This window comes from Marinomonas sp., from assembly GCF_965225885.1.
Lineage (GTDB): Bacteria > Pseudomonadota > Gammaproteobacteria > Pseudomonadales > Marinomonadaceae > Marinomonas.
The window spans coordinates 4515327-4536911 of the sequence record NZ_OZ245329.1 but is presented as its reverse complement, the minus strand read 5'-3'; the positions used below and the strand labels follow the sequence as shown (position 1 = coordinate 4536911).

At 43.7% G+C, this 21585-nt stretch carries 18 protein-coding genes and 1 pseudogene; 11 read left to right on the top strand and 8 right to left on the bottom strand.

From position 1 onward, the window contains the following. The first annotated feature begins 54 nt into the window (after positions 1 to 54). Positions 55 to 795 (top strand): SDR family NAD(P)-dependent oxidoreductase, encoded by a 741-nt coding sequence (locus tag ACO05V_RS21705; RefSeq protein WP_421856572.1) that lies wholly within the window; start codon positions 55 to 57, stop codon positions 793 to 795. A gap of 109 nt (positions 796 to 904) precedes the next feature. Here ACO05V_RS21705 and ACO05V_RS21700 read toward each other — a convergent pair whose 3' ends face one another. Together ACO05V_RS21700 and ACO05V_RS21695 are read right to left on the bottom strand one after the other, a co-directional pair. Continuing rightward, positions 905 to 2281, bottom strand: coding sequence for an aminotransferase (locus ACO05V_RS21700; RefSeq protein WP_421856569.1), 1377 nt, complete (start codon positions 2279 to 2281; stop codon positions 905 to 907). A 318-nt stretch (positions 2282 to 2599) separates the two neighbouring features. Beyond that, positions 2600 to 4027, bottom strand: a complete 1428-nt coding sequence (locus tag ACO05V_RS21695; RefSeq protein ID WP_421856567.1) for an aldehyde dehydrogenase family protein — start codon at positions 4025 to 4027, stop codon at positions 2600 to 2602. Between the two features lie 138 nt (positions 4028 to 4165). On the opposite strand from ACO05V_RS21695, the gene ACO05V_RS21690 reads away from it, so the two are divergent. Further along, positions 4166 to 5017, top strand: coding sequence for a helix-turn-helix transcriptional regulator (locus ACO05V_RS21690; RefSeq protein WP_421856564.1), 852 nt, complete (start codon positions 4166 to 4168; stop codon positions 5015 to 5017). A 135-nt stretch (positions 5018 to 5152) separates the two neighbouring features. On the opposite strand, the gene ACO05V_RS21685 is transcribed toward ACO05V_RS21690, so the two are convergent. Further along, the gene (locus ACO05V_RS21685) at positions 5153 to 6583 is read right to left on the bottom strand and encodes an aldehyde dehydrogenase family protein (protein ID WP_421856561.1); all 1431 of its coding nucleotides are present in this window, start codon (positions 6581 to 6583) and stop codon (positions 5153 to 5155) included. Between the two features lie 145 nt (positions 6584 to 6728). Continuing rightward, positions 6729 to 8003: a 4-aminobutyrate--2-oxoglutarate transaminase gene (gene gabT / locus ACO05V_RS21680; RefSeq protein ID WP_421856557.1), complete on the bottom strand. Its 1275-nt coding sequence runs from the start codon at positions 8001 to 8003 to the stop codon at positions 6729 to 6731. Between the two features lie 248 nt (positions 8004 to 8251). Between gabT and ACO05V_RS21675 the strand changes: the two genes are divergently transcribed. After that, on the top strand, positions 8252 to 9235 hold the full coding sequence (locus ACO05V_RS21675) for a LysR family transcriptional regulator (RefSeq protein ID WP_421856554.1): 984 nt from the start codon (positions 8252 to 8254) through the stop codon (positions 9233 to 9235). A 52-nt stretch (positions 9236 to 9287) separates the two neighbouring features. Here the strand turns inward: ACO05V_RS21675 and ACO05V_RS21670 are convergent, their stop codons facing one another. Continuing rightward, entirely contained in the window at positions 9288 to 10085 is a 798-nt protein-coding gene (locus ACO05V_RS21670) for a response regulator transcription factor (protein WP_421856551.1), read from the bottom strand. A gap of 616 nt (positions 10086 to 10701) precedes the next feature. Here ACO05V_RS21670 and ACO05V_RS21665 point away from each other — a divergent pair. From ACO05V_RS21665 to ACO05V_RS21640, 6 genes and pseudogenes are all read left to right on the top strand, one after another. Then, a complete protein-coding gene (locus ACO05V_RS21665) occupies positions 10702 to 12036 on the top strand; it encodes a glutamine synthetase family protein (RefSeq protein WP_421856548.1) in 1335 nt (444 codons plus the stop codon). Positions 12037 to 12097: 61 nt separating this feature from the next. After that, a pseudogene (locus ACO05V_RS21660) lies at positions 12098 to 13186 on the top strand (polyamine ABC transporter substrate-binding protein). 147 nt (positions 13187 to 13333) lie between these two features. Continuing rightward, entirely contained in the window at positions 13334 to 14485 is a 1152-nt protein-coding gene (locus tag ACO05V_RS21655) for an ABC transporter ATP-binding protein (RefSeq protein WP_421856545.1), read from the top strand. Between the two features lie 95 nt (positions 14486 to 14580). Continuing rightward, positions 14581 to 15426, top strand: a complete 846-nt coding sequence (locus tag ACO05V_RS21650; RefSeq protein ID WP_421857060.1) for an ABC transporter permease subunit — start codon at positions 14581 to 14583, stop codon at positions 15424 to 15426. After that, positions 15423 to 16235, top strand: a complete 813-nt coding sequence (locus ACO05V_RS21645; protein WP_421856542.1) for an ABC transporter permease subunit — start codon at positions 15423 to 15425, stop codon at positions 16233 to 16235. Before ACO05V_RS21650 ends, ACO05V_RS21645 begins: the two co-directional genes overlap by 4 nt. Before the next feature lie 20 nt (positions 16236 to 16255). Beyond that, positions 16256 to 16975: a glutamine amidotransferase-related protein gene (locus tag ACO05V_RS21640; RefSeq protein ID WP_421856539.1), complete on the top strand. Its 720-nt coding sequence runs from the start codon at positions 16256 to 16258 to the stop codon at positions 16973 to 16975. 73 nt (positions 16976 to 17048) lie between these two features. Here ACO05V_RS21640 and nfsA read toward each other — a convergent pair whose 3' ends face one another. The 3 genes from nfsA to msrA form a co-directional block, all read right to left on the bottom strand. Beyond that, positions 17049 to 17786 (bottom strand): oxygen-insensitive NADPH nitroreductase, encoded by a 738-nt coding sequence (nfsA, locus tag ACO05V_RS21635; RefSeq protein WP_421856536.1) that lies wholly within the window; start codon positions 17784 to 17786, stop codon positions 17049 to 17051. Positions 17787 to 17932: 146 nt separating this feature from the next. Beyond that, entirely contained in the window at positions 17933 to 18502 is a 570-nt protein-coding gene (locus ACO05V_RS21630) for a porin family protein (RefSeq protein WP_421856533.1), read from the bottom strand. A 270-nt stretch (positions 18503 to 18772) separates the two neighbouring features. Next, positions 18773 to 19399, bottom strand: a complete 627-nt coding sequence (gene msrA, locus ACO05V_RS21625; RefSeq protein WP_421856530.1) for a peptide-methionine (S)-S-oxide reductase MsrA — start codon at positions 19397 to 19399, stop codon at positions 18773 to 18775. 470 nt (positions 19400 to 19869) lie between these two features. Between msrA and ACO05V_RS21620 the strand changes: the two genes are divergently transcribed. Beyond that, positions 19870 to 20646, top strand: coding sequence for a ferredoxin--NADP reductase (locus ACO05V_RS21620; RefSeq protein WP_421856527.1), 777 nt, complete (start codon positions 19870 to 19872; stop codon positions 20644 to 20646). Between the two features lie 44 nt (positions 20647 to 20690). Further along, entirely contained in the window at positions 20691 to 21551 is an 861-nt protein-coding gene (gene yghU, locus ACO05V_RS21615) for a glutathione-dependent disulfide-bond oxidoreductase (protein ID WP_421856524.1), read from the top strand. Positions 21552 to 21585: the final 34 nt, after the last annotated feature.

Sequence of the window (21585 nt, the reverse complement as noted above, 5' to 3'; positions counted from 1 at the left end):
TGAGGGGGAACTCGATAGAATGAGTTATCACAAATAAAAATAGGATGGTTCAAGATGAAGGTTGTTTTAGTGACGGGTGCGAGTTCTGGGATTGGTTCGGCTATGGTGGAGAAGTTTGCTTCTTCGGGCTGGAAGGTCATGGCGGCAGGGCGAAATCAGGCAAGGTTAGATCGTGTTGCCTCTTTATCTGACAATATTCATACGTGGGCAGGATCGTTAGAACACACGGCGGATGCTGAGGCGTTAATCGCACATACGGTTGCTGAGCTTGGGCAAATTGATTGTCTCATCAATAATGCCGGCGTGTTAGTGCGTGGGGATGCGACTCAAACCACAGATGCCGATTGGCGATCAACTATGACCACCAATGTGGATGTGCCCTTTTTCCTTTCGAGAGCGGCGATTCCTCATCTAAAAATCAGTAAAGGTTGTATTCTTAATACGGCTTCCGATTGGGGACTTCATGCTGGGAAGGGCGCTACGGCTTATTGTGTGAGCAAAGCCGCGATTGTGATGATGAGCAAAGCCATGGCGTTGGATCATGGTCGTGATGGCATTCGGGTTAATGCCATTTGTCCTGGCGATACCAGCACACCTATGTTGTTTGGGGAATCTAGCCCTTACAAGGATGTCTCGGGTGGAGACGCATTTCAGGCTTCGCTTTGCGAAGACAGCCCTAATGGACGGATTGGTGAGCCGTCTGAAGTGGCGGCGTTGGCTTTCTTTTTAGCCAGTGACGATGCTCGTCATATTAATGGTACGGCCATTCCTGTTGATGGTGGCGCATCGGCGTAGTCTGCTCTTGTGCTGAATTAATCTCGTTTTCCGTCACTTTATTATTGTCATAAAAAAGGCCTTCACAGAGTGAAGGCCATAAAGGAGGTTTTCTATTTTGCTTTGCGGGTTACTTAATGCCGTACAAGGAAGCGGTAAAATCAAGCGCGCGGGTCATGCGCTCGATAATGCTGTCTACTTCTTGTTTGTTACTGATGATTGGTGGCGCACAAACCATGGCATCGCCCACGGCACGAACCAATAAACCTTCTTTAATGGCTTGATTTCGACAGGCCATACCGCCAGCAGAATCCGGCGCTAAACGTTCTTTCGTTTCTTTGTTTTTAACCAATTCGATGGCCGCGATCATATTCTTCGCACGTGCTTCGCCAACAATTGGATGATCCGCTAGAGACTTCCAGCGTTTCTCAAAGTAAGGGCCAACATCCTGAGACATGTTTTCGATGATGCGCTGGCTCTTTAATACTTCTAGAGTCGCCACACCCGCCGCACAAGCCACTGGGTGTCCAGAATAGGTCATACCGTGAGCAAAGTCGCCTTTACCTTGAGCTAGTACATCGGCGACTTTGTCAGAGATCATTACGCCGCCAAGTGCTTGAAAACCATTAGTGACCGCTTTTGCAAAGGTCATTAGGTCTGGTTTAAAACCGTAGGTTTCACAGCCGAACCAATTGCCAGTACGACCAAAACCACAAATCACTTCGTCACTGATTAATAGAATGTCGTGCTCGTTACAGATGCGTTGAATTTCTGGCCAGTAAGTATCTGGTGGAATGATGACACCGCCAGCGCCTTGGATTGGTTCTGCGATAAACGCTGCGATTTTGTCTTCGCCGATTTCGTGTATTTTCTTCTCTAGTTCACGAGCCGCTTGAATACCGAATTCTTCAGGTGTTAGGTCACCGCCTTCGCTGAAGAAATGTGGTTGTTGAATATGATGAACATATTCAATGCCTGTGTATTGGTCGTGCATAAACTTCATGCCCGTTAGGCTGGATGACGCGACAGTACTGCCGTGATAGCCGTTGTTGCGAGCAATAAAGTGTTTTTTCTCTGGTTTGCCTAGAATTTTGTAATAGCGGTGAACCAGTTTGATGTTGGTGTCATTGGCTTCTGAACCCGAGTTAGTAAAGAAAACGTGGTTTAGGTGATCCGGTGTCACGTCGATCAAGGCTTTTGCCATTTTCACGGCCATGTCGTTAGAGCACTGGAAGAAGTTGTTGTAGAAAGGCAGCACTTGTAACTGCTCATGGATGGCTTCCACAATTTTGGGTTGGCTATAACCTAAGTTACAGCACCAAAGACCAGACATGCCGTCTAATACTTGGTTATCTTCAGAGTCGTAAAAATAAATGTGTTCGCCACGGGTAACGATACGTCCGCCCTTGTTTTGATAGTCACCCATGTCGGTAAATGGATGCATGTGGTGAGCTTGATCTAAGGCGCGAAGTTCCGCTGTGTTATTCAGTTGATTTATTTTGCTCATGGATACTCTCCTATGACAACAATGTTCGTTTGCTTCGGAGCTTTCTCCATTGAACCGCAAACACCAGTATTTAGTTAACGAGCCTTTTTAGGCCAGTCGTTGAAGTCTATGGTGTCAGTAAAATGTAGATTAAGGGATTACCCGAAAGGGGTATTTTTCGATTTTAAGGCTTTTTATTTTTTAAAAAAGGTTGGTATTTGACGTGAAAATATTAAATTTTGCGTATAAATTCGGTTCATTTGGCCATAAAATGCAAAACACCTACTTCCTTGTAGGTGTTTGTTTCAAGCATGTTTGTAGGGTTATATAAACTTTCAATTAATTTTTGTAACCAACAATACCTTTGATTTCTAGGAAATCATGGAAACCAAATTGTCCCCATTCTCGTCCGTTACCAGATTGCTTGTAGCCGCCAAATGGCGCCTGCGGATCGAAGTCATTACGGTTAAGATAGACAGTCCCTGCGCGCATTTTTCTGGCCACTGAGCGAGCTCTGTCTAGGCTGCCGGATTCAATATAAGCGGCTAAGCCATAAGGCGAATCATTGGCGATTCTGATGGCATCTGCTTCGTCTTTATAAGGAATAATACAAAGCACTGGGCCAAACACTTCTTCTTGGGCAATGGTAGAGTCATTGCTAACATTGGCAAAGGCAGTAGGGCGCGCAAAGTAGCCTTTATTAAGGCCATCTGGACGGCCAGTTCCACCAGTAATGAGTTCGTTACCAGCGTCAATGGCGTCTTGGATCATGCCATTTACTTTTTCAAATTGTAGCGCGTTAGACAAAGGCCCGATTTCCGTTTCGGTTGCTTGAGGATCACCAACGCGCGTTTCTTGAGCGACCTTTTGCACGACTTTTACGGCCTGATCATGAAGGGCGGCAGGAACCAGCATGCGAGTTGGTGCGTTACAGGACTGACCTACGTTGCGGAAACATTGAGTCGCGCCCCAGCTAACGGCTTCAGCAAAATCGGCATCATCCAAAATGATGAAAGGCGATTTGCCGCCTAGCTCTAAAGACACGCGCTTGATGTTGTCGGCAGCGGCTTTAGACACTTGAACGCCAGCTCGGGTGGAACCTGTCAAAGAAACCATGTCTATGTCTGTGTGTTCACTAATGGCAGCACCGACTTCTGGACCATCGCCAAATACCATGTTGAATACACCAGCGGGTACTTTTGCTTCGTCAAGCACTTCGGCAAACAGTTGCGCTGAAAGTGGCGTCATTTCGCTTGGTTTTAACACAACGGTGCAACCACACGCTAAAGCAGGCGCGACTTTACAAGCGATTTGGTTCATTGGCCAATTCCAAGGTGTGATAAAACCACATACACCAATCGGCTCTTTTAAAATCTGGCTGCTACCTAATTCGTCTTCGAAGGAAAAGTTGGCTAGAACGTCACGAGCAGCCTTGAAATGAGTCATACCAATAGGCGCTTGAGCGCTACGGCTCATGCTAATGGAAGCGCCCATTTCTGCCGTAATAGCTTGGGCGATTTCTTCAACGCGAGACTCGTAAACCGCAATAATGCGATCCAGTACGGCTAAACGTTCTTCACGGGTTGTTTGTGACCAAGAATCAAATGCGCTGCGTGCGGCTTTCACTGCTTGGTCGACATCGCTTTTTTTACCTAGGCTAACTTGCGCGATGACTTCTTCGGTTGCTGGGTTGATAACATCTTTGTTATTAGTGCTGTCGGATGGGCACCAAGTGCCATTGATATAAAATTTATTATATTGTTTCATCGTTATCTATCCTTCACGTATAGTATTTAAGCCATCTTAGTACGACTTCCTCTGATATGAAATAACACTTATGGGGAGGAGCTTTGGCAGTGTATTTGCTTGTTGTTTAACTCACACACGAAAAGAGTGTTATCTACAATGTCGTTTTTATCTATTTTTAGTCAGCATGCTGCTCGCTTATCTTCTTGTGTGGGGACGGAGGAGTTTGTCCCCACGCTGGTCACTATGTTTAAAGAGCTGGTGGATATCGACAATATCGCCATTTTGGCTTATCCCTCAAAAAATATGCCTCGGGTGGAATATAACGAACCACCGAATGGGCAGCGTCAAACCTCTATCCATTTGTTTATGAATGGTGCTTTTTTGCTAGATCCTTACTACATGGCTGCGACTAAGTCTGCTAAGCAAGGTTTTTTTAGTCTTTCCGAGATAGAACCGCAGGGCTTTAAAGACAGTGAGTATTATCATTCCTATTATAAAGCCAGTGGTTTTACCGACGAGTGTGGTTACTTGGTGTCGGTTGGTGAAAGCGAGGGCGCCTTCGTTAATATTTCCTTGGGGCGAATCAGCCTGAAAGAAACGTTTGATAAAGAGATTTTGCGCAACCTGACCGATATCTGGCCAATGATTGATTGGTTGGTAAAGCAACATTGGAACAAAGAATTAGACGCCAGTAATTCATTTAACCTCCGTCAACGTTTAGAAGTGGCGCTTGACTGTTTTGGTAACAGCTTATTAACGGACAGAGAGTGTCAGATGGTCGGGATGATACTTCATGGGTATTCCAATAAAGCCATTTCTGAGCGTCTAAATATCTCGGTTGAAACCGTTAAATTGCACCGTAAAAATGCCTACGCAAAACTTGATGTGAACACCATCGGAGAATTATTTAATCTCTTTTTAGATTCGGTGATGAGCATTCAAGACGATATTGAAGGCGATCCATTGAGTTATTATATGAATACCAAAACGGTCGTTCAGCCTAAATAAGACTCTGTGGTTTAGGTCTCGCCCTGTCGTCCATAATCCAATAATGGTTAACATAATCATTAAAACACGTGCCTAAAAAAGGAGGCGTTTCCGCCTCCAATGGTGGGAGTGCTCTTTTTACTAAGGTCGACGAAATCAGGCTAAGGTGTAAGAAGTTTTTACACTGGTGTAGAACTCTCGTGCATAACTGCCTTGCTCTCTTGAACCAAAGCTAGACCCTTTGCGACCACCGAATGGTACGTGGTAATCCACGCCAGCGGTTGGCACATTGACCATCACCATTCCTGCTTGTGAATGCTGCTTGAAATGGCTAGCGTATTTTAGGGATTGAGTACAAATCCCAGACGACAAACCGAACTCGGTGTCGTTCGCCATTACCAAGGCTTCCTCATAAGTCTTCACTTTCAACACGCAGGCCACAGGGCCAAAAATTTCCTCACGACAGATTCGCATATCAGGACGAACCTCAGTGAAAATGGCCGGCGTCATAAAGTAGCCATCGGTTTCTCGGATGACGGCTTCACCACCGCAGATTAAAGTGGCGCCTTCTTTTAGCCCAGAGTTCACATATTCTAGGTTTTGCTTAAATTGGGATTCACTAGAAACAGGGCCAATTTGCGTGCCTGCTTTGAGTGGATCACCAACGACCAATGCACGAGTACGTTCTTCAAAAGCTTTGATAAAAGCGTCGTAAATTCCTTCAGTCACAATAATGCGGCTAGAGGCGGTGCAACGTTGTCCGGTGGAGAAGAAAGCACCATTAATGGCCACATCAACCGCTTGGTTAAGGTCGGCATCATCAAGGATGACCAATGGATTTTTGCCGCCCATTTCTAATTGAATTTTTGCCATGCGTTTAGCGGCAGTGACGGCGATGTGCTGCCCAATGCCTTGAGAGCCTGTGAAGCTAATGCCTGCGATGTCTTTATGATTGATGATGGTTTCACCCACACTTCGGCCAGCACCCATAACAAGGTTAAACACGCCTTCTGGCACGCCCGCTTCGACAATGATTTCGGCTAAGGCATGCGCTGAAGCCGGCACAAGATCTGCTGGTTTAAATACCACACAGTTTCCGTAAGCGAGAGCAGGCGCAATTTTCCATGCTGGAATGGCAATTGGAAAATTCCAAGGGGTAATAATGCCAATTACGCCTAGAGCTTCGCGGCTGACTTGGATGTCTAAGCCTGGACGAATTGATGGCTGATAATCGCCGCGCATTTGTAAAACTTCTCCTGAGAAGTACTGGAACACTTGTGCGGCACGACCCACTTCACCAATGGCTTCTGGTAGACTTTTGCCTTCTTCACGAGCCAATAATTCCCCGAGTTCTTCTTTGCGAGCAAGAATGGCTTTGCTGATTCGATCCAACATTTCAGAGCGAGCTTGAATATTATATATTGACCAGCTGGCAAAGGCCGCTTTGGCGGCGGCCACGGCTTCGTTGACTTGATCGACACTGGCTTTGGTGTATTCACCGATAATGTCTTTGGTGTTCGCTGGGTTGATGTTGCGTGTGCTGCTTTCGCCAGCGATCCATTTACCCGCAATATAATTTAGTTTCATGTGATAATGCTCCTGTTCAATGACAGAGTGACTAAAGTACTGAGTCATTAATCTACTTTGGCTTATACGAGGTAAAAAGGGCATCGAATAAATGGATGCCCTTTTTAAGGATTGGCTTCTCTATGTGGCTATAACGCAGAGAGAATTACAGTAGGCTTTTTAGACTACGTTTCAGAATCGCCATGCCTTCATCGATTAAATCGATTTCAATCGTTAATGCCGGAAGGAAACGGATAACGTTGCCACGAACACCACAAGATAGAAGAATCAAGCCACTTTCTATGGCTTTTGCAGACAAGGCTTTAGTAAGTTCAGGGTTTGGTTTGTTCACATCACCGTCTTTTACTAATTCCATCGCAATCATAGAGCCAAGATTACGCACATCGCCTACCAAATCTGGGTATTCTGCTTTTAGTGCCGTTAGGTGTTCCATGAAGGTCTCGCCGACTTTTAGAGCACGGTTACACAATTGTTCTTCTTCAATCGCATCCAGTACAGCTAAGCCTGCGGCACAAGCAATTGGAGAGCCAGCGTAAGTACCACCGAGTCCGCCAGGAATTGGCGCATCCATTATGTCTGCTTTACCGACAACGGCTGCCAATGGGAAACCACCTGCAATGCCTTTCGCACTGGTCATTAAATCGGCTTCGATGCCAGCGTATTCATGGCAAAACATTTTGCCTGTTCGGCCATAACCAGTTTGGATTTCATCGACAATTAATAAAATGCCGTGCTGGTCACAGATTTCGCGCAAGGCTTGTAGGAATTCAACTGGCGCACGGTAAAACCCGCCTTCTCCTTGAACAGGTTCTACGATGATCGCCGCGACGCGAGAGGCTTCAATGTCGCAGACAAAGCGTGCTTTTAGTTCTTCTATCGATTGCTCAACGCTGATGCCGTGATAAGCGTTTGGATAAGCAACGTGGAAAATATCATTTGGGAAAGGGCCAAAACCAACTTTGTAAGGGTTTACTTTGCCTGTTAGTCCCATGGTCATGTTAGTACGACCGTGGAAGCTGCCATTAAAAGCTATAATGCCAGGGCGACCAGTGTAGGCGCGTGCAATTTTGACACAGTTTTCAACCGCTTCTGCGCCTGTGGTAACGAGAATGGATTTTTTCGGTGTGTTACCCGGTGCCATGGCGTTGAGTTTTTCAACTAGGCTGACCGCACCTTCATAAGGCGTTAGAACAAAACAAGTATGGCTGAATTTTTCTAGCTGAGCTTGAACCGCCGCTTTTACTTTTGGGTGGTTGTGTCCGGTGTTTAATACCGCAATGCCTGCCCCGAAATCTACATAACGCTTGCCTTCAATATCCCATACTTCTGAACCTTGGGCACGATCAACATACACTGCAGCGGCGTTTGCTTGACCACGTGCGAAAGCGATTTCTTTACGTTCTTGAAGAGTCTTATTCATTTTTGCGTTCTCTTTTGTCGTTGTCATTGACTGACTTGTTAATAGGTAGCGTGTTCTTGTTGTTAGCTGAGAGTGATAGTAGAAGGCTTCATGAGGTGGAGAAAATTCGACGCTATCAAAGTTTAGGTTGAGAGAATCGAAAACAAACAAAGAGGACAGATGGGTTTAAAAGCTCAAAAAAACTTTTTAGGGTATGGCTCAATCATCTTCTAGCCGTTATTCTGGTTTTTTAAACGATGGGAACAGGCATGACTGCGAACAAAGATATGCTAGACCGCCTCGAGGGGGTTAAGGCTCAGAACTATTCGTTGGGACAAGTTGGCGATTATGAAATCAAGCAATTAAAGATTTTTAAAGCGGTTGTCGATTGCGGTGGCTTTGCGGCAGCGGAAAGTTATCTTAATGTGGGTCGACCAACCATCAGTATTCATATTTCTAATCTAGAAGCACGATTAAATCTCGTGTTGTGCAAACGAGGTCGGGCTGGCTTTTCTCTAACAGAAGAGGGCGAAGTGATTTACCGGATGGCGAATGAGCTATTCGAGTTTCTGGATAACTTTCGAGGCACTGTCAATTCATTAAACTCTCAATGTACAGGGCAATTGCGTATCGCTTTGTCAGATCGAGTGTGTCTTGATCCGCAAAGTCGATTCCCTGAGTTGATCAAACAATATTCGGCCTACGCGCCAAATGTTTCTTTAGTGACGCAAGTGTCTTCCATGGCAAACATTGAACGCATTATTTTGAATGATGAAGCAGACATTGGTTTTATTCCTTATCATCGTCCATTAGAAGGATTGAACTATCAACATATATACAGCGACGCTTGTTATGTGTACGTGGCAAAAGGTCATCCATTGACCTTTATGAGTGAAGAAGAGCAAGCGATTAAAGTAGATGAATTTCCCGCTTCGCATTCTGGTGTGAAATTACACGATGACTTAAATGAACAAGTGGAAAATATGAAGCTGGCCGCTGTGTCGTATTTCTACGATGTGCGTTTGTCATTGATTTTGTCGGGTCAATATATTGGTTTTTTGCCTGAGCGTTATGCGGAAGACTATGAAAAACTGGGCTTGATTCAAGCTGTCGCTAAAAAGCAGCGCACTTATACGTTGGGTGTCGCGGTGGCTTACCGAAAAACCACGCAATTAAATAAGCCGACAGAACTGTTTTTGCAGGCTTTGCAGAAAGTGTTCGATATCAATGAACTGTCTAGTGCGCCTTACTAAACCTTATTTATCACTTATTAATGAACACCAACCTTTACGGAGATCGTATCGCTTAAGCTAACGCCAAGGGAGAATCTATGCTTTCCATGTGTTTCAGGAAGAGCGTAAAGATATCTGACTGGCTGTTGGTATTGAGCTTGCCGTGGATGTTTTTACGGTGCACCTTTATTGTGCCGACACTGATACCAAGTTGTTCTGCAATGGCTTTGGAAGAGTGACCGCGTAATAAAAGCCCTAGCACTTCTTGTTCCCTATCTGTTAATACTCCTTGAGCAAAGCTTTTTAGCGCTTGTTTGAGCGGGCTGTTTTTTGCTGCGTTATCCACATAGTCCTGAGATTGCACCGCCCAGAATTGCTGAATTAGGGCTTCAATCATAGGAAACACCATTTTTAGGTTGTTCAATTCACTGCGTAATATTGAGCCAACGGCTTTTTGGCGACCTAAGGTAATGGTAAAGGTCGTGGATCGGTCTAGATCAATCAGTAGGTTAATTTCGTCGACAAAATCAAACTTGCGATAACAGTTTTTAAAATAATCCGTTTGCTCGAATGAGTCTGGAGATAAGTCAACTAGGCGATAAATACCGGACGATATGCCTTGCTGAATGCTGTTAAACAGCGGATCCAATAAATAGAACTTGTTTAGGTAAGAGTGCAGGTTCGGGTCGTCTTCTTTGGAAATGTTGGGGTGAATTAGAATCGGCTTGAAGGTTTTTTTGTAAGTGATCAAATTGATGTCGTCGAAATAACACAGACCACCTAAAAAGCTTTCCAATACACGAGGAAAGCTATGAAGACGTAAATGGCTGGTCACAATTGCCAACTCTTTCATTAGGTCAGAGGGATTCATCTGTCCCCTTTGATCACGTTTCGTCATGTTCATGCCTCAAGGTTACTACGCAGTACTCACTTCTTTCTGAAGCCTCGTTTTGGCGCGTTATTATTATTTTTGTTTCAGTTTGGTGCATTATTAGATTGGACTGAATCACCTTACCTAATTCCTATGATTACTTGTAGTTGTTTAGCAAGGATTAGGCCAATCAGTTTTGTGCTTCAAGGTATTGGTTTATGCATAAGAATAGTCCAAAAAAAAATAATTATTTTTTATAACGAATTTTCTTGGTCACGTCTTAACTTTCTAAACTTATTATAACTGATTGATTATTAATGATTTATTAGCTTATTTAAAAAAGCCTTTTCTAAGTCTTTTTGATCAAATGTGCAATAAAAAACCATGCCGTATACCTACTAGGGGTTAGTTACTCGCAATATTTGTTAGGAGTAAGGTAATTCTCATAGAGACTTTTAAACGACGAATAAGCGAATAAAAGCAGTGTTGAAAATGGTATGGAAGTGGTTGTTTATCATTCATTTTTGTCCTGTTTTTCTGCTGCTTTACTCATCGAACAGAAGTCTAAATAGCGTAAAAAATATAGATCGATTTTACTCAGAAGAGAGTTATTAATATGTCAGCGAAAGATGATAAGGCAACGGAATTTGATGTGTTTATTACGGATTTTAATGGCAATTTGCGTGGTAAACGTTTTCCAGCAGAAAGTATGAAAAGCATTATGAAAGAGGGAGTTAAACTGCCTCTTTCCGTGGTGGCATTAGACCATTGGGGAAATGATGTTCTGAAAAATGGTTTGGTGTTCGAAACAGGGGACAGCGATGGTTTGTGTTTATCCACACAAACGAAAGCGGTTCCGGTGCCTTGGGCGAGTGAGCCACGTAGTCAGATTCTTGCCATGATTCACCAAACAGATGGCTCGCCTTTTCATTTAGACCCTCGCCAAATTCTTAAAAACATTGTAGATCGTTTCAAAAAAATGGGCCTAACGCCTGTTGTTGCAACCGAGCTGGAATTCTATTTGCTTGATCGCGAATCTGAATCAACTCAGCGTCCACAAGCGCCAGTTGTATTAAATGGTAATGGTCGCCGTCTAAGAGAAACCGATTGTTATTCGATTAAAGAGATGGACGGTTTGTCTGGTTTCTTTGCCGATGTGCGAGAAGCGTGTAAGCAACAAGATATCCCAGCCGACACCATCATTTCTGAGTTAGGCCCCGGCCAGTTCGAAATCAATATGGTGCACACAGATAACGCTTTATTAGCAGCGGATCACGCCAGTATGTTCAAACGTTTGGTCAGCGGCGTGGCCAGGAAACATGGTTTTGGCTCGACTTTTATGGCGAAACCTTATCCACAAGAAAGCGGCAGCGGTATGCATGTTCACTTTAGTTTGGTGGATAAAGCGGGCAAAAACGTATTCGACAATGGTACCGATGAAGGTTCTCCATTACTAAAACAAGCCGTTGCAGGTTTGTTGAATCATATGGCCGACAGCATGTTGGTGTTTGCTCCACATTTAAACTCTTATCGTCGCTTCCAAATGGGGGCTTACACGCCAACGTTTGCAGGTTGGGGATATGGTAACCGTACTGTGGCAGTGCGTATTCCAGAAAGTCCAAACGTGGCTCGTCGTATTGAACATCGTGTATCTGGTGCAGATGCTAACCCTTATTTGGTGTTAGCGGCTGTATTGGGCGCGGCATTGCATGGTATCGAGGCGAAAATGTCGCCGCCAAATCCAATCGATGGCAACGCTTATGTATTGGGTGATATGTACGAGAGTTTACCGAATCGTTGGGACGACGCTACGGAGTTATTTAAAGAAAGCCAATTCCTAAAAGATTATCTCGGTACGGCATTTGTCGATGCTTTCTCTGCTGCCAAAGAGCAAGAGCAAGCCCGTTTATACGGACAGATTTCAGATATCGAATACAAAGCTTACTTGTAAGTTTTGACATAACAATAACAAAAGTACTCACAAATAAAATCACTACACAAAAGGAACGAACATGAAGCTTAAAACAGTTAATAGTATGCTAGTTGTCATGGGTATGATGAGTGGTGCAGCCTATGCGCAAGAAGAGCTCAATGTCTTCAACTGGTCCGACTACATTACTCCAGGTGCAGTTGAGCAGTTTGAAAAAGAAACTGGTATTAAAGTCAATTACGATGTTTATCCAAGCAACGAAGTGCTAGAAGCTAAGTTGATGGCTGGACGTTCTGGTTACGACCTGGTAGTACCTTCGAACTCTTTCTTGGAGCGTCAAATCGTTGCGGGCATTTATCAACCCATTGATAAATCAAAACTGGGCAATTACGGCAACATTGATAAAACCATCCTGAAAAGTTTGTCAGAGAACGATCCAGGCAACCAATACGCTGTGCCTTATATGTGGGGAACAATCGGTCTTGGTTATAACGTAGATATGATCAAGGAACGTCTTGGCGTGTCCAGTATTGATTCTTTGGATGTGATTTTTGATCCGACGATTGTGTCTAAGTTGAAAGACTGTGGTGTGGCGTTGCTCGATTCACCAGCAGAAATTGTCAATGTGGTGAATAATTACCGTGGAATTAATCCTAATTCACAGGACAAAGGGGAGCTTAACAAAACCGCTGAGCTGATCTCCAAAGCGCGCCCTAATTATAAATATTTTGATTCCAGCCGTTACATTTCCGATTTAGCCAATGGCGAAATTTGACTAGTCTTGGCTTATAACGGTGACGTCTTGCAAGCACAAGCTCGTGCGGAAGAAGCAGGACAAGGCGTGAAAATCGATTATGCCGTACCGAAAGAAGGCACTTTGGCTTTCCTAGATACGATGGCTATTCCGAAGGATGCACAAAACCCAGATGCGGCTTTGAAGTTCATTGACTTCATCTTGAACGGAAAAAATGCAGCCATGCTTTCAAATTATGTGTTCTATGCGGCGCCTAATACCCAAGCGGATGCTTACCTAGACCCAGAAGTAAAAGCCAATAAAGCTATTTACCCACCAGAATCTGTAAAAGATAAGCTGTTTGTACAAAAAACAAATAGCGTAGGTTTTGACCGTTTACTGACTCGTGCTTGGGCAAATATTAAAACAGGACGTTAATAGGCTTTTCTAAGATGGGTACGAGTCATGTCTCTTACCGTGGTGATTTATCTCTGGATTAGAGTAAAGCATTGCCTCGTACCTTCTTTGTCTTAGGGGTTTTACCTGAGGCTTTTTAACTTTGGCTTAAAATAAGTAAGGTGGGTTATGTCGGTTGTTAATGAATCCTTTATACATGGTTCTGAAAGTAAAATCTGGCAACAGAAAGACGCCAAACCATTTGTTGAAATTAAACAGGTCACCAAAAAATTCGGTGATTTCGCTGCAGTAAACGCAGTGTCTTTGGATGTCTACAAAAACGAATTATTTTGTCTATTAGGTGGATCAGGTTCTGGCAAAAGCACCTTGTTGCGTATGTTAGCGGGTTTTGAATCGCCGACGTCAGGCAGCATTATTATTGATGGTGTAGACATGTCTGGTATGCCACCTTGGGAACGTCCTATTAATATGATGTTTCAGTCTTATGCTTTGTTTCCGCATTTGTCTGTTGAAGCCAATATTGCGTTTGGCCTAAAGCGTCAGCGTGTGGCGGCAAATGATATCAAACGACGTGTCGCGCAAATTCTTGACATGGTTCAGCTTGGACATCTTGGTAAACGCAAGCCGCATATGCTTTCTGGTGGTCAGCGTCAGCGTGTTGCTTTAGCGCGAGCGTTAGTAAAACGTCCGAAATTACTTTTGTTGGATGAGCCGTTGGGCGCCCTAGACAAAAAACTGCGCGAAGAAACCCAATTCGAGCTTGTACGACTGCAAGAAGAGTTAGGCATTACTTTTATTGTGGTGACCCATGACCAAGAAGAAGCGATGACATTATCGACACGTATTGGTGTCATGGATAACGGCGTTATCGTACAGACAGCCGAACCACATCAGGTTTATGAATACCCTAATAATCGTTACGTAGCGGAATTTGTCGGCAATGTGAACTTGTTCGAAGGCTATGTTTTGTCAGATGAGCGTGACAGTGTCACCATTCAATCTGATGATATACAAGGTACGATCCGAGTAGATCATGGCATCAGTTGCTCACCCAATCAGCGTGTTTCCGTCGCGGTTCGTCCAGAAAAAATCCATCTTTCTCGTATCGCTCCAGAGACCAGCCAAAACGTAACTCGCGGAAAAATCTCTGACATTGCCTACATGGGAAGTCAGTCTATATTTAAAGTGATCTTAGACAGCCAGAAAGAAGTGCGTATTACACAGCCGAATACGGCGAGAAATATTGAAGATCGCCTCACGTGGGATGAGCAGGTGTATTTATCTTGGGACCCTGATAGCAGCGTGGTACTTACATCATGATTCCTTCTCCGTTTAAGAGCAAAATATTTAAACCGTCCGTCTGGCAATTTGTGTCTACATCAAATATTGGTCGCTTATTTGTGATATCTGTGCCCATGTTATGGCTAGCGGCTTTTTTCTTTATTCCTTTTTTAGTGGTTTTTAAAATCTCTTTTACGGAAACGGCGATTGCAATACCGCCTTATAGTCCTATTTTTCAATGGGACGCGAGTAATGCATTTGCCACGTTAAAAGTGAATTTGGGCAATTATTTATTTTTGTTTGAAACCCGCTTTTACTTAGATGCTTATTTAAGCTCGATCAAAATCGCGGCCATTTCGACCTTTATCACCTTGCTGATTGGTTTTCCCATGGCGTACTTCATTGCACGTAGTTCGAGTACCATGCGAACGGTGTTGATGGCGTTGGTGATTTTGCCGTTCTGGACATCTTTTCTATTGCGGGTTTACGCATGGATGGGATTACTGCAAAAGAATGGCTTAATAAACGAGCTGTTATTGTCATTAGGGTTAATTGATAACCCAGTGACTATGCTGCAAACCGATTTTGCCGTGTATTTGGGTATTGTTTATACCTACCTTCCGTTTATGATTTTGCCGCTTTACACCACTCTTGAAAAGATGGATTTGAGCCTGATTGAAGCCGCACAAGATTTAGGTGCCAAGCCTTATGAAGCGTTTTGGCATGTGACTTTACCGCTGGCTAAACCTGGGATTATTGCGGGCTGTCTATTAGTCTTCATTCCGGCGGTTGGGGAATTCGTTATTCCTGCTTTGTTAGGTGGTTCAAACACCTTAATGATAGGGCGTGTGTTGTGGGATGAGTTCTTCCTAAACCGAGATTGGCCGATGGCCTCGGCTGTTGCCATCATCATGTTGTTGGTATTGGTGGGCCCTATTATGTTTATGCGCAAAAACACCAATAAGGAGGAGGCTCTATGAATAAGAAACAGTCGATTCCATTAAAGATATTGGCAGGATTGGGCTTTTTGTTTCTGTATTTGCCGATCATCGTATTAGTTATCTTCAGCTTTAACGAATCCAAATTGGTGACAGTTTGGGGCGGCTGGTCATTGAAGTGGTACGCCAGTCTGTTTGATAACGATCAAATCATGGAAGCCGCTTGGGTGAGTTTAAAAATAGGCGTTATCAGTGCCACGCTCGCGTCTGTGCTGGGCACCATGGCCGGTTTTGTCTTGAGCCGAATGCATCGTTTTAAAGGAAAAGTGATCTTGGCTGGTTGGACTATGGCGCCTTTAGTAATGCCAGAAGTCATTACTGGTTTGTCTTTATTGTTGTTGTTCGTTTCCATGGAAAGCCTATTTGGTTGGCCGTCGGAAAGAGGAACGACCACTGTGGTGATTGCCCATACAACTTTCTGTTTGGCGTATGTGGCGGTGGTGGTGCAATCTCGCTTGGCCACATTGGATGAAACCTTAGAAGAAGCGGCAATGGATTTAGGAGCAAAGCCTTCTAGCTTGTTTTTCCTCATTACCTTGCCGTTGATTATGCCAGCGATTATTTCCGGTTGGTTACTGTCTTTTACCTTGTCATTGGATGATTTGGTTATTGCCAGCTTTGTTTCTGGTCCAGGTAACAGCACGTTGCCAATGGTGATCTTTTCTAAGGTTCGCCTGGGCGTAACGCCTGAGGTAAATGCGTTAGCCACCATCATGATAGTGGCCGTTGCTTTGTCAGTTCTTGGCGCTCTGTATTTTATGCGTCGCCAAAGCAAGCTGCGTGAGCCATAAGTTAATAAGAGGAAAACGATATGAAAATCGGGATTTTAGCCGCGGGTATTACGCCTGATTCGCTACGAGCTGAGTTTCCTACCTACGCGGACATGTTTGGCCAACAGTTAGGATTAATTAATTCTGACTTCTCTTTTGTCACTTATGATGTACGAGAAGACGATTTCCCTGCCAGTCACCTTGATTGTGATGCTTGGCTTATTACCGGATCAAAATTCAGTGCGTACGAAAATACGCCTTGGATGTTGCGCTTGCAGGATTTGATCAGAGAGATTGATGAGCAAAAACAGCCTTTGGTCGGGATTTGTTTTGGTCATCAAATTATTGCTCTCGCGTTAGGTGGAAAGGTTGCAAAATACGAAGGTGGTTGGGGTTTAGGCGTGCATCGCTATGAGATTACCGAAGGCGATGTGAAGAGCACTCTAGGCAAAAATAATTTTGCTATTTGTGCTTTTCATCAAGATCAGGTGTTGGAAAAACCGAGTCAAGCCAGAGTCTTTGCTCGTTCAGATTTTTGTGTCAATGCCGGATTGTTATATGGCGAACACATTTTAACTGTTCAAGGACACCCTGAATTTTCTCGTAAATACGAAGGGAAGTTATTGGATATGTATGAGCAAAAGTTGCCCTTCGATGTGATTTCTCAGGCGCGTGACAGTTTATACAGTGAAGATTTGCAGTCGAGCCAATTAATGACATGGATAGGGCGGTTTTTAACGCAAGGCTTCAAGCAGCCTTAATCAATTTGAGATAATAAAAAACCAGCAAGTATCGAAGGATACTTGCTGGTTTTTTTGTTCTATTAGCGCGTGCTTAGCGCTTCAAGAAACCACGTTCTTGCAAAAAGCCCAACATGTGTTCGCGTTTCTTTTTCTGAACTGCGGCCGCCGTTTGTTCAGACCAGTTGCTGTTTTTCTGGTTATCGGCGCGGCTTTGGTAATAGGCTTCGATTTGCGCATCGTAGGCTTTCACATCGGCTTCACAGCGAGAACTGTCGTAGCTGTCTTTATGCAAAATCACATCGACAGGTAAGCGTGGTTTTAGATCAGGTTGTGCATCAGGGTAGCCAAGGCAAAGGCCAAAGACAGGATAAACTTGGCTTGGCAAGTTCAATAGCTCTGCCACTTGTGCGGGATCATTACGAATACCGCCAATAAACACGGCACCAAGACCAACCGATTCTGCGCCAAGCATTAGGTTTTGCGCAAAAAACGTCGCGTCAGTGGTCGCTGCAATAAAGTGTTCAGTATTACCTTCAAGTGCCCCCAACCCTTGTTCTAAGCTGCAATATTCAACGCGAGTAAGATCCGCGCAGATGACAAAAAACTCTGCTGCAGATTCGACCCATTTTTGGCCGCCAGCCAGCGTGGCAATCTTCTGACGGTTTTCTTTGTTGGTAACTTGAATAAGAGAATACGCTTGGATAAAGCTGGAAGAAGCTGCGCCTTGAGCACTCTGAATCAGTTGCTTAAGTAATGTTTCATCAATGGCTTTGTCTTTGTATTGACGAATTGAGGTGTGAGTACTTTGTGCTTTAAGAATTGGATTCATGATAGTCATCTTCTAATGTAAGGATGACTAGATCTTAGTAGCTTACATGAGAAGGGTCAAAGCGCTTATTGGCAATAAACAAGAACAAACGGAGGAAAGACTTAACCAAGAAGGCTAAGTCTTTCGGGCAGGGCAGAATGGATAAATTAGAAACGGTATTCTGCACCGACACTGGCTTGGTTGAAGTCAGTTTCGAATTTAGAGTCAGAAGAAACGTTATCCGCATTTAGATCCACGTCATACCAAGTGTATTGAGCATTTAACAACAAGTTTTCTGTCACGTTAAAGTTAACACCGGCGCCAGCGAATAAACTTCTATCGTCTGAGCTGCCTTTGATTGAGGCAATGTTATAGTCTGTTTCGTGCCAAAGTTGACCGGCCTTGGCAAATAACTCAACGGTTTGAGTAATCGGAATCGTGCCTTTCAGCGCCGCGGTGTAACCTGTTGTTGAAGCACTGGCTGCGCTTCCACCGTATTCACCAAAATCGATGTAACTGCCTTCTAGGGCAAGGAATGAGTTAAAGCGATAACCAACAATACCTTGTACAACATCGTTGTTGTCATCAAAGTCATCTTCGCTTTCTACTTTTAGATAACCGTAGTTACCGCCAACATAAAGGCCGCTGTTGTTTTCGGTCATGTCTTCTGCTTTCGCCACACTGCTTAGAGAAGCCAAAGCGATACTGCCTGCGATAACGGGAATAAGCTTTTTCATTTCATAACTCCTTTTAGTTACTTTTTGAGAACGTCGTGAGTTGCGTTATCAATGTGGCGTATGGTGAATTGAATGGCTAGGTTTTGAGCGATCGTTATCGATTTGCTTCATTTTCTATGCGTTAAACCGAGGGAAATCACACTTTACTGATAGTTTTGACCATAAGGTTAAGAATGACGTTTGGGGTTGAAAATAAAAAAGGTGCCAGAAGTCATGGCACCTTTTTATTTCTTTCACTCTATTTTTGGCGGGTTGCAAAGAGTCGTTTATTTAATGGTATTGATGACTAGCGACTTCGCCCCATAAACTTTCAATGCGATTATCTCGGCCGCAGCTGGCACGGTAGAAAGAATAGCGAATTGGGTTTTTTGTATAGTAACTCTGGTGATAATCCTCAGCCGGATAAAAGGTTTTTGCCGGAAGAATCTCGGTGACAATAGCGTCGTTAAAGGGTTTTGATTTTTCGACCTTGGCTAAAGACGCTTCAAACACGGCTTTTTGTTGTTCATCTTGGTAAAACATCGCCGTTTTATAAGGTGAACCTTTGTCACAGAATTGACCCGAAGCGTCGGTTGGGTCAATCGTTTTCCAGTAATAGTCCGCCAGTGTTTTTAGAGAAACAATGTCATCATCAAAATGAATGACAACGGCTTCAAAGTGACCCGTTTTCTTAGAGGATACTTGGCCATAAGATGGGTTTTCAGTGTGGCCTCCTGTATAGCCAGAGACAACATCGCTAACGCCCGGCACCAATTCAAAATCAGATTCCACACACCAGAAACAACCGCCAGCGACTATCATGGTTTGTGGTGCGGCTTGTGACACGCTACTAAAAGTCGCTACTCCAGAAAGAAGTAGCAACCCTAGGGCGCTGCTGAGAGCATTTCGAATGATCATTTAGTATGTCCTTTAGTAATAAGAAAGATGTCATGTAATACTTTGACGTTGTTAGGAATGCTTTTCTTACACTTCTATTTTTCCTACAACTATATAGTAGAAGGGAACGGCTGAAGGGCATGAATATTTCGAGTGCTAGGTACGGCGTGAGCAAGTTTAATACGTTATCTTCCTACTTAATGACCTATTTTTTGTACAATTGCATGGCACACTAGAGGCGGTTTTAAGACGAATCGTTAGTTGTTTGTATATATGCTGAACATATTAAAGACATCTAGATAATCAATTAAACAAATATAGAATTGTCTTATAGTATGTTTGCCAATCAATTCAACTCTCGCTTGTTCATGGATACGATCATTGTTAATTCGCACTGAAAGGTAAATGTACTTAGGTCAGTCAACTTTATCGTTGTGCTGTTTGAGGTTTGAAAAGAAATATTCTTTGTTACAAATTTTAATGGGGTAGTCATGAGTGCATTTGTTACTGAGCGTGTCTTAAGCGTTCACCACTGGGATGAAAATTTATTCAGCTTCAAAACCACACGTAATCCAAGTTTGCGTTTTGATAACGGTCAATTTGTGATGATTGGCTTGGAAACCGACACTCGTCCTTTGATGCGTGCTTATAGTATTGCCAGCCCTAATTACGAAGAGCATTTAGAGTTTTTTAGTATCAAAGTGCCTAATGGGCCGCTGACTTCACGTTTACAACATTTAAAAGTGGGTGATGATGTTTTAGTAAGTCGCAAACCGACAGGCACCTTGGTGACTCGTGATTTACTCCCAGGCAAAAACTTGTATTTGTTATCTACTGGCACAGGTTTGGCGCCATTTTTAAGCGTTATTCAAGATTTTGATGCTTACGAACAATATGAAAAAATTGTTTTGATTCACGGTGTTCGTCACGTTAGCGAATTGGCTTACGCTGACTTTATCGAAAAAGCATTGCCTGAAAATGAATTTTTTGGCGAGCAAGTAAGAGACAAGCTAATCTATTACCCAACCGTGACCCGTGAACCGTTTCGCAATCAAGGTCGCCTTACCGATTTGATTCGCAGCGGTAAATTGGCGAAAGATATTGGTTTGCCTCAGTTGAATCCTGCTCACGATAGAGCCATGATTTGTGGTAGCCCAAGTATGTTAAAAGACACATCCGCTTTACTTGATGAACTTGGCTTTAAAGAATCACCAAAAATCGGTGTGCCAGGTGATTACGTTATTGAACGGGCGTTTGTTGAGCATTGACAGTGAAAGGTTTTCTTTTACTGATAAAAATTTTAGGAGATGTTATGAGTTCTGATAAAGAATCAAATCAAGATTACGTTCCTCCAAAGGTATGGAAATGGGAGGCAGAAAGCGGTGGTAAATTTGCCAGCATCAACCGACCTATTTCAGGCGCGACTCATGAGAAAGTATTGTCTGTTGGTAAGCACCCACTTCAGCTACATTCACTGGCAACACCGAATGGCCAAAAAGTTACCATCATGCTCGAAGAGCTATTGGCACTGGGTAAAACAGAGGCTGAGTATGATGCGTATTTGATTAAAATCGGTGAGGGTGATCAGTTCGGTTCAGATTTTGTTGAGATCAATCCCAACTCTAAAATCCCTGCTTTGATGGATCATAGTACCACGCCACCCACTCGTGTATTTGAATCAGGCTCTATCTTGCAATACTTGGCAGAAAAGTTTGATGCTTTGGTGCCAAAAGATCTAGCAGCTAAAACCGAATGCCGTAACTGGTTGTTCTGGCAAATGGGTTCAGCACCTTATTTGGGCGGTGGCTTTGGTCATTTTTACGCGTATGCGCCAACGAAAATGCAGTATCCAATTGATCGCTTCACCATGGAAACTAAACGTCAGTTAGATGTGTTAGATAAGCAATTAGCAAACAATACTTATATGGCGGGGGAAGAGTATTCCATTGCAGATATCGCGATTTGGCCTTGGTATGGTAACTTGGTATTAGGCAATTTATATGAGGCGGCAGAATTTCTGGATGTCACCAGTTATAAAAACGTATTGCGATGGGCAAAAGCCATTGAACAGCGTCCAGCCGTGCAGCGCGGGCGTATCGTTAATCGTACTTGGGGCGATGAGTACTTAGAAGAGCGTCATGACGCAGCGGATTTTGATGGTATTATCAAATAGCTTAATGCTTTAGTCAGAAAAGTAAAAAGGGCGC

Bases quoted from the DNA above. Each gene is read 5' to 3' on its own strand.
- ACO05V_RS21705 (WP_421856572.1), top strand. From the start codon at position 55: ATGAAGGTTGTTTTAGTGACGGGTGCGAGTTCTGGGATTGGTTCGGCT.
- ACO05V_RS21700 (WP_421856569.1), bottom strand. From the start codon at position 2,281: ATGAGCAAAATAAATCAACTGAATAACACAGCGGAACTTCGCGCCTTA.
- ACO05V_RS21695 (WP_421856567.1), bottom strand. From the start codon at position 4,027: ATGAAACAATATAATAAATTTTATATCAATGGCACTTGGTGCCCATCC.
- ACO05V_RS21690 (WP_421856564.1), top strand. From the start codon at position 4,166: ATGTCGTTTTTATCTATTTTTAGTCAGCATGCTGCTCGCTTATCTTCT.
- ACO05V_RS21685 (WP_421856561.1), bottom strand. From the start codon at position 6,583: ATGAAACTAAATTATATTGCGGGTAAATGGATCGCTGGCGAAAGCAGC.
- gabT (WP_421856557.1), bottom strand. From the start codon at position 8,003: ATGAATAAGACTCTTCAAGAACGTAAAGAAATCGCTTTCGCACGTGGT.
- ACO05V_RS21675 (WP_421856554.1), top strand. From the start codon at position 8,252: ATGACTGCGAACAAAGATATGCTAGACCGCCTCGAGGGGGTTAAGGCT.
- ACO05V_RS21670 (WP_421856551.1), bottom strand. From the start codon at position 10,085: ATGAATCCCTCTGACCTAATGAAAGAGTTGGCAATTGTGACCAGCCAT.
- ACO05V_RS21665 (WP_421856548.1), top strand. From the start codon at position 10,702: ATGTCAGCGAAAGATGATAAGGCAACGGAATTTGATGTGTTTATTACG.
- ACO05V_RS21655 (WP_421856545.1), top strand. From the start codon at position 13,334: ATGTCGGTTGTTAATGAATCCTTTATACATGGTTCTGAAAGTAAAATC.
- ACO05V_RS21650 (WP_421857060.1), top strand. From the start codon at position 14,581: ATGTTATGGCTAGCGGCTTTTTTCTTTATTCCTTTTTTAGTGGTTTTT.
- ACO05V_RS21645 (WP_421856542.1), top strand. From the start codon at position 15,423: ATGAATAAGAAACAGTCGATTCCATTAAAGATATTGGCAGGATTGGGC.
- ACO05V_RS21640 (WP_421856539.1), top strand. From the start codon at position 16,256: ATGAAAATCGGGATTTTAGCCGCGGGTATTACGCCTGATTCGCTACGA.
- nfsA (WP_421856536.1), bottom strand. From the start codon at position 17,786: ATGAATCCAATTCTTAAAGCACAAAGTACTCACACCTCAATTCGTCAA.
- ACO05V_RS21630 (WP_421856533.1), bottom strand. From the start codon at position 18,502: ATGAAAAAGCTTATTCCCGTTATCGCAGGCAGTATCGCTTTGGCTTCT.
- msrA (WP_421856530.1), bottom strand. From the start codon at position 19,399: ATGATCATTCGAAATGCTCTCAGCAGCGCCCTAGGGTTGCTACTTCTT.
- ACO05V_RS21620 (WP_421856527.1), top strand. From the start codon at position 19,870: ATGAGTGCATTTGTTACTGAGCGTGTCTTAAGCGTTCACCACTGGGAT.
- yghU (WP_421856524.1), top strand. From the start codon at position 20,691: ATGAGTTCTGATAAAGAATCAAATCAAGATTACGTTCCTCCAAAGGTA.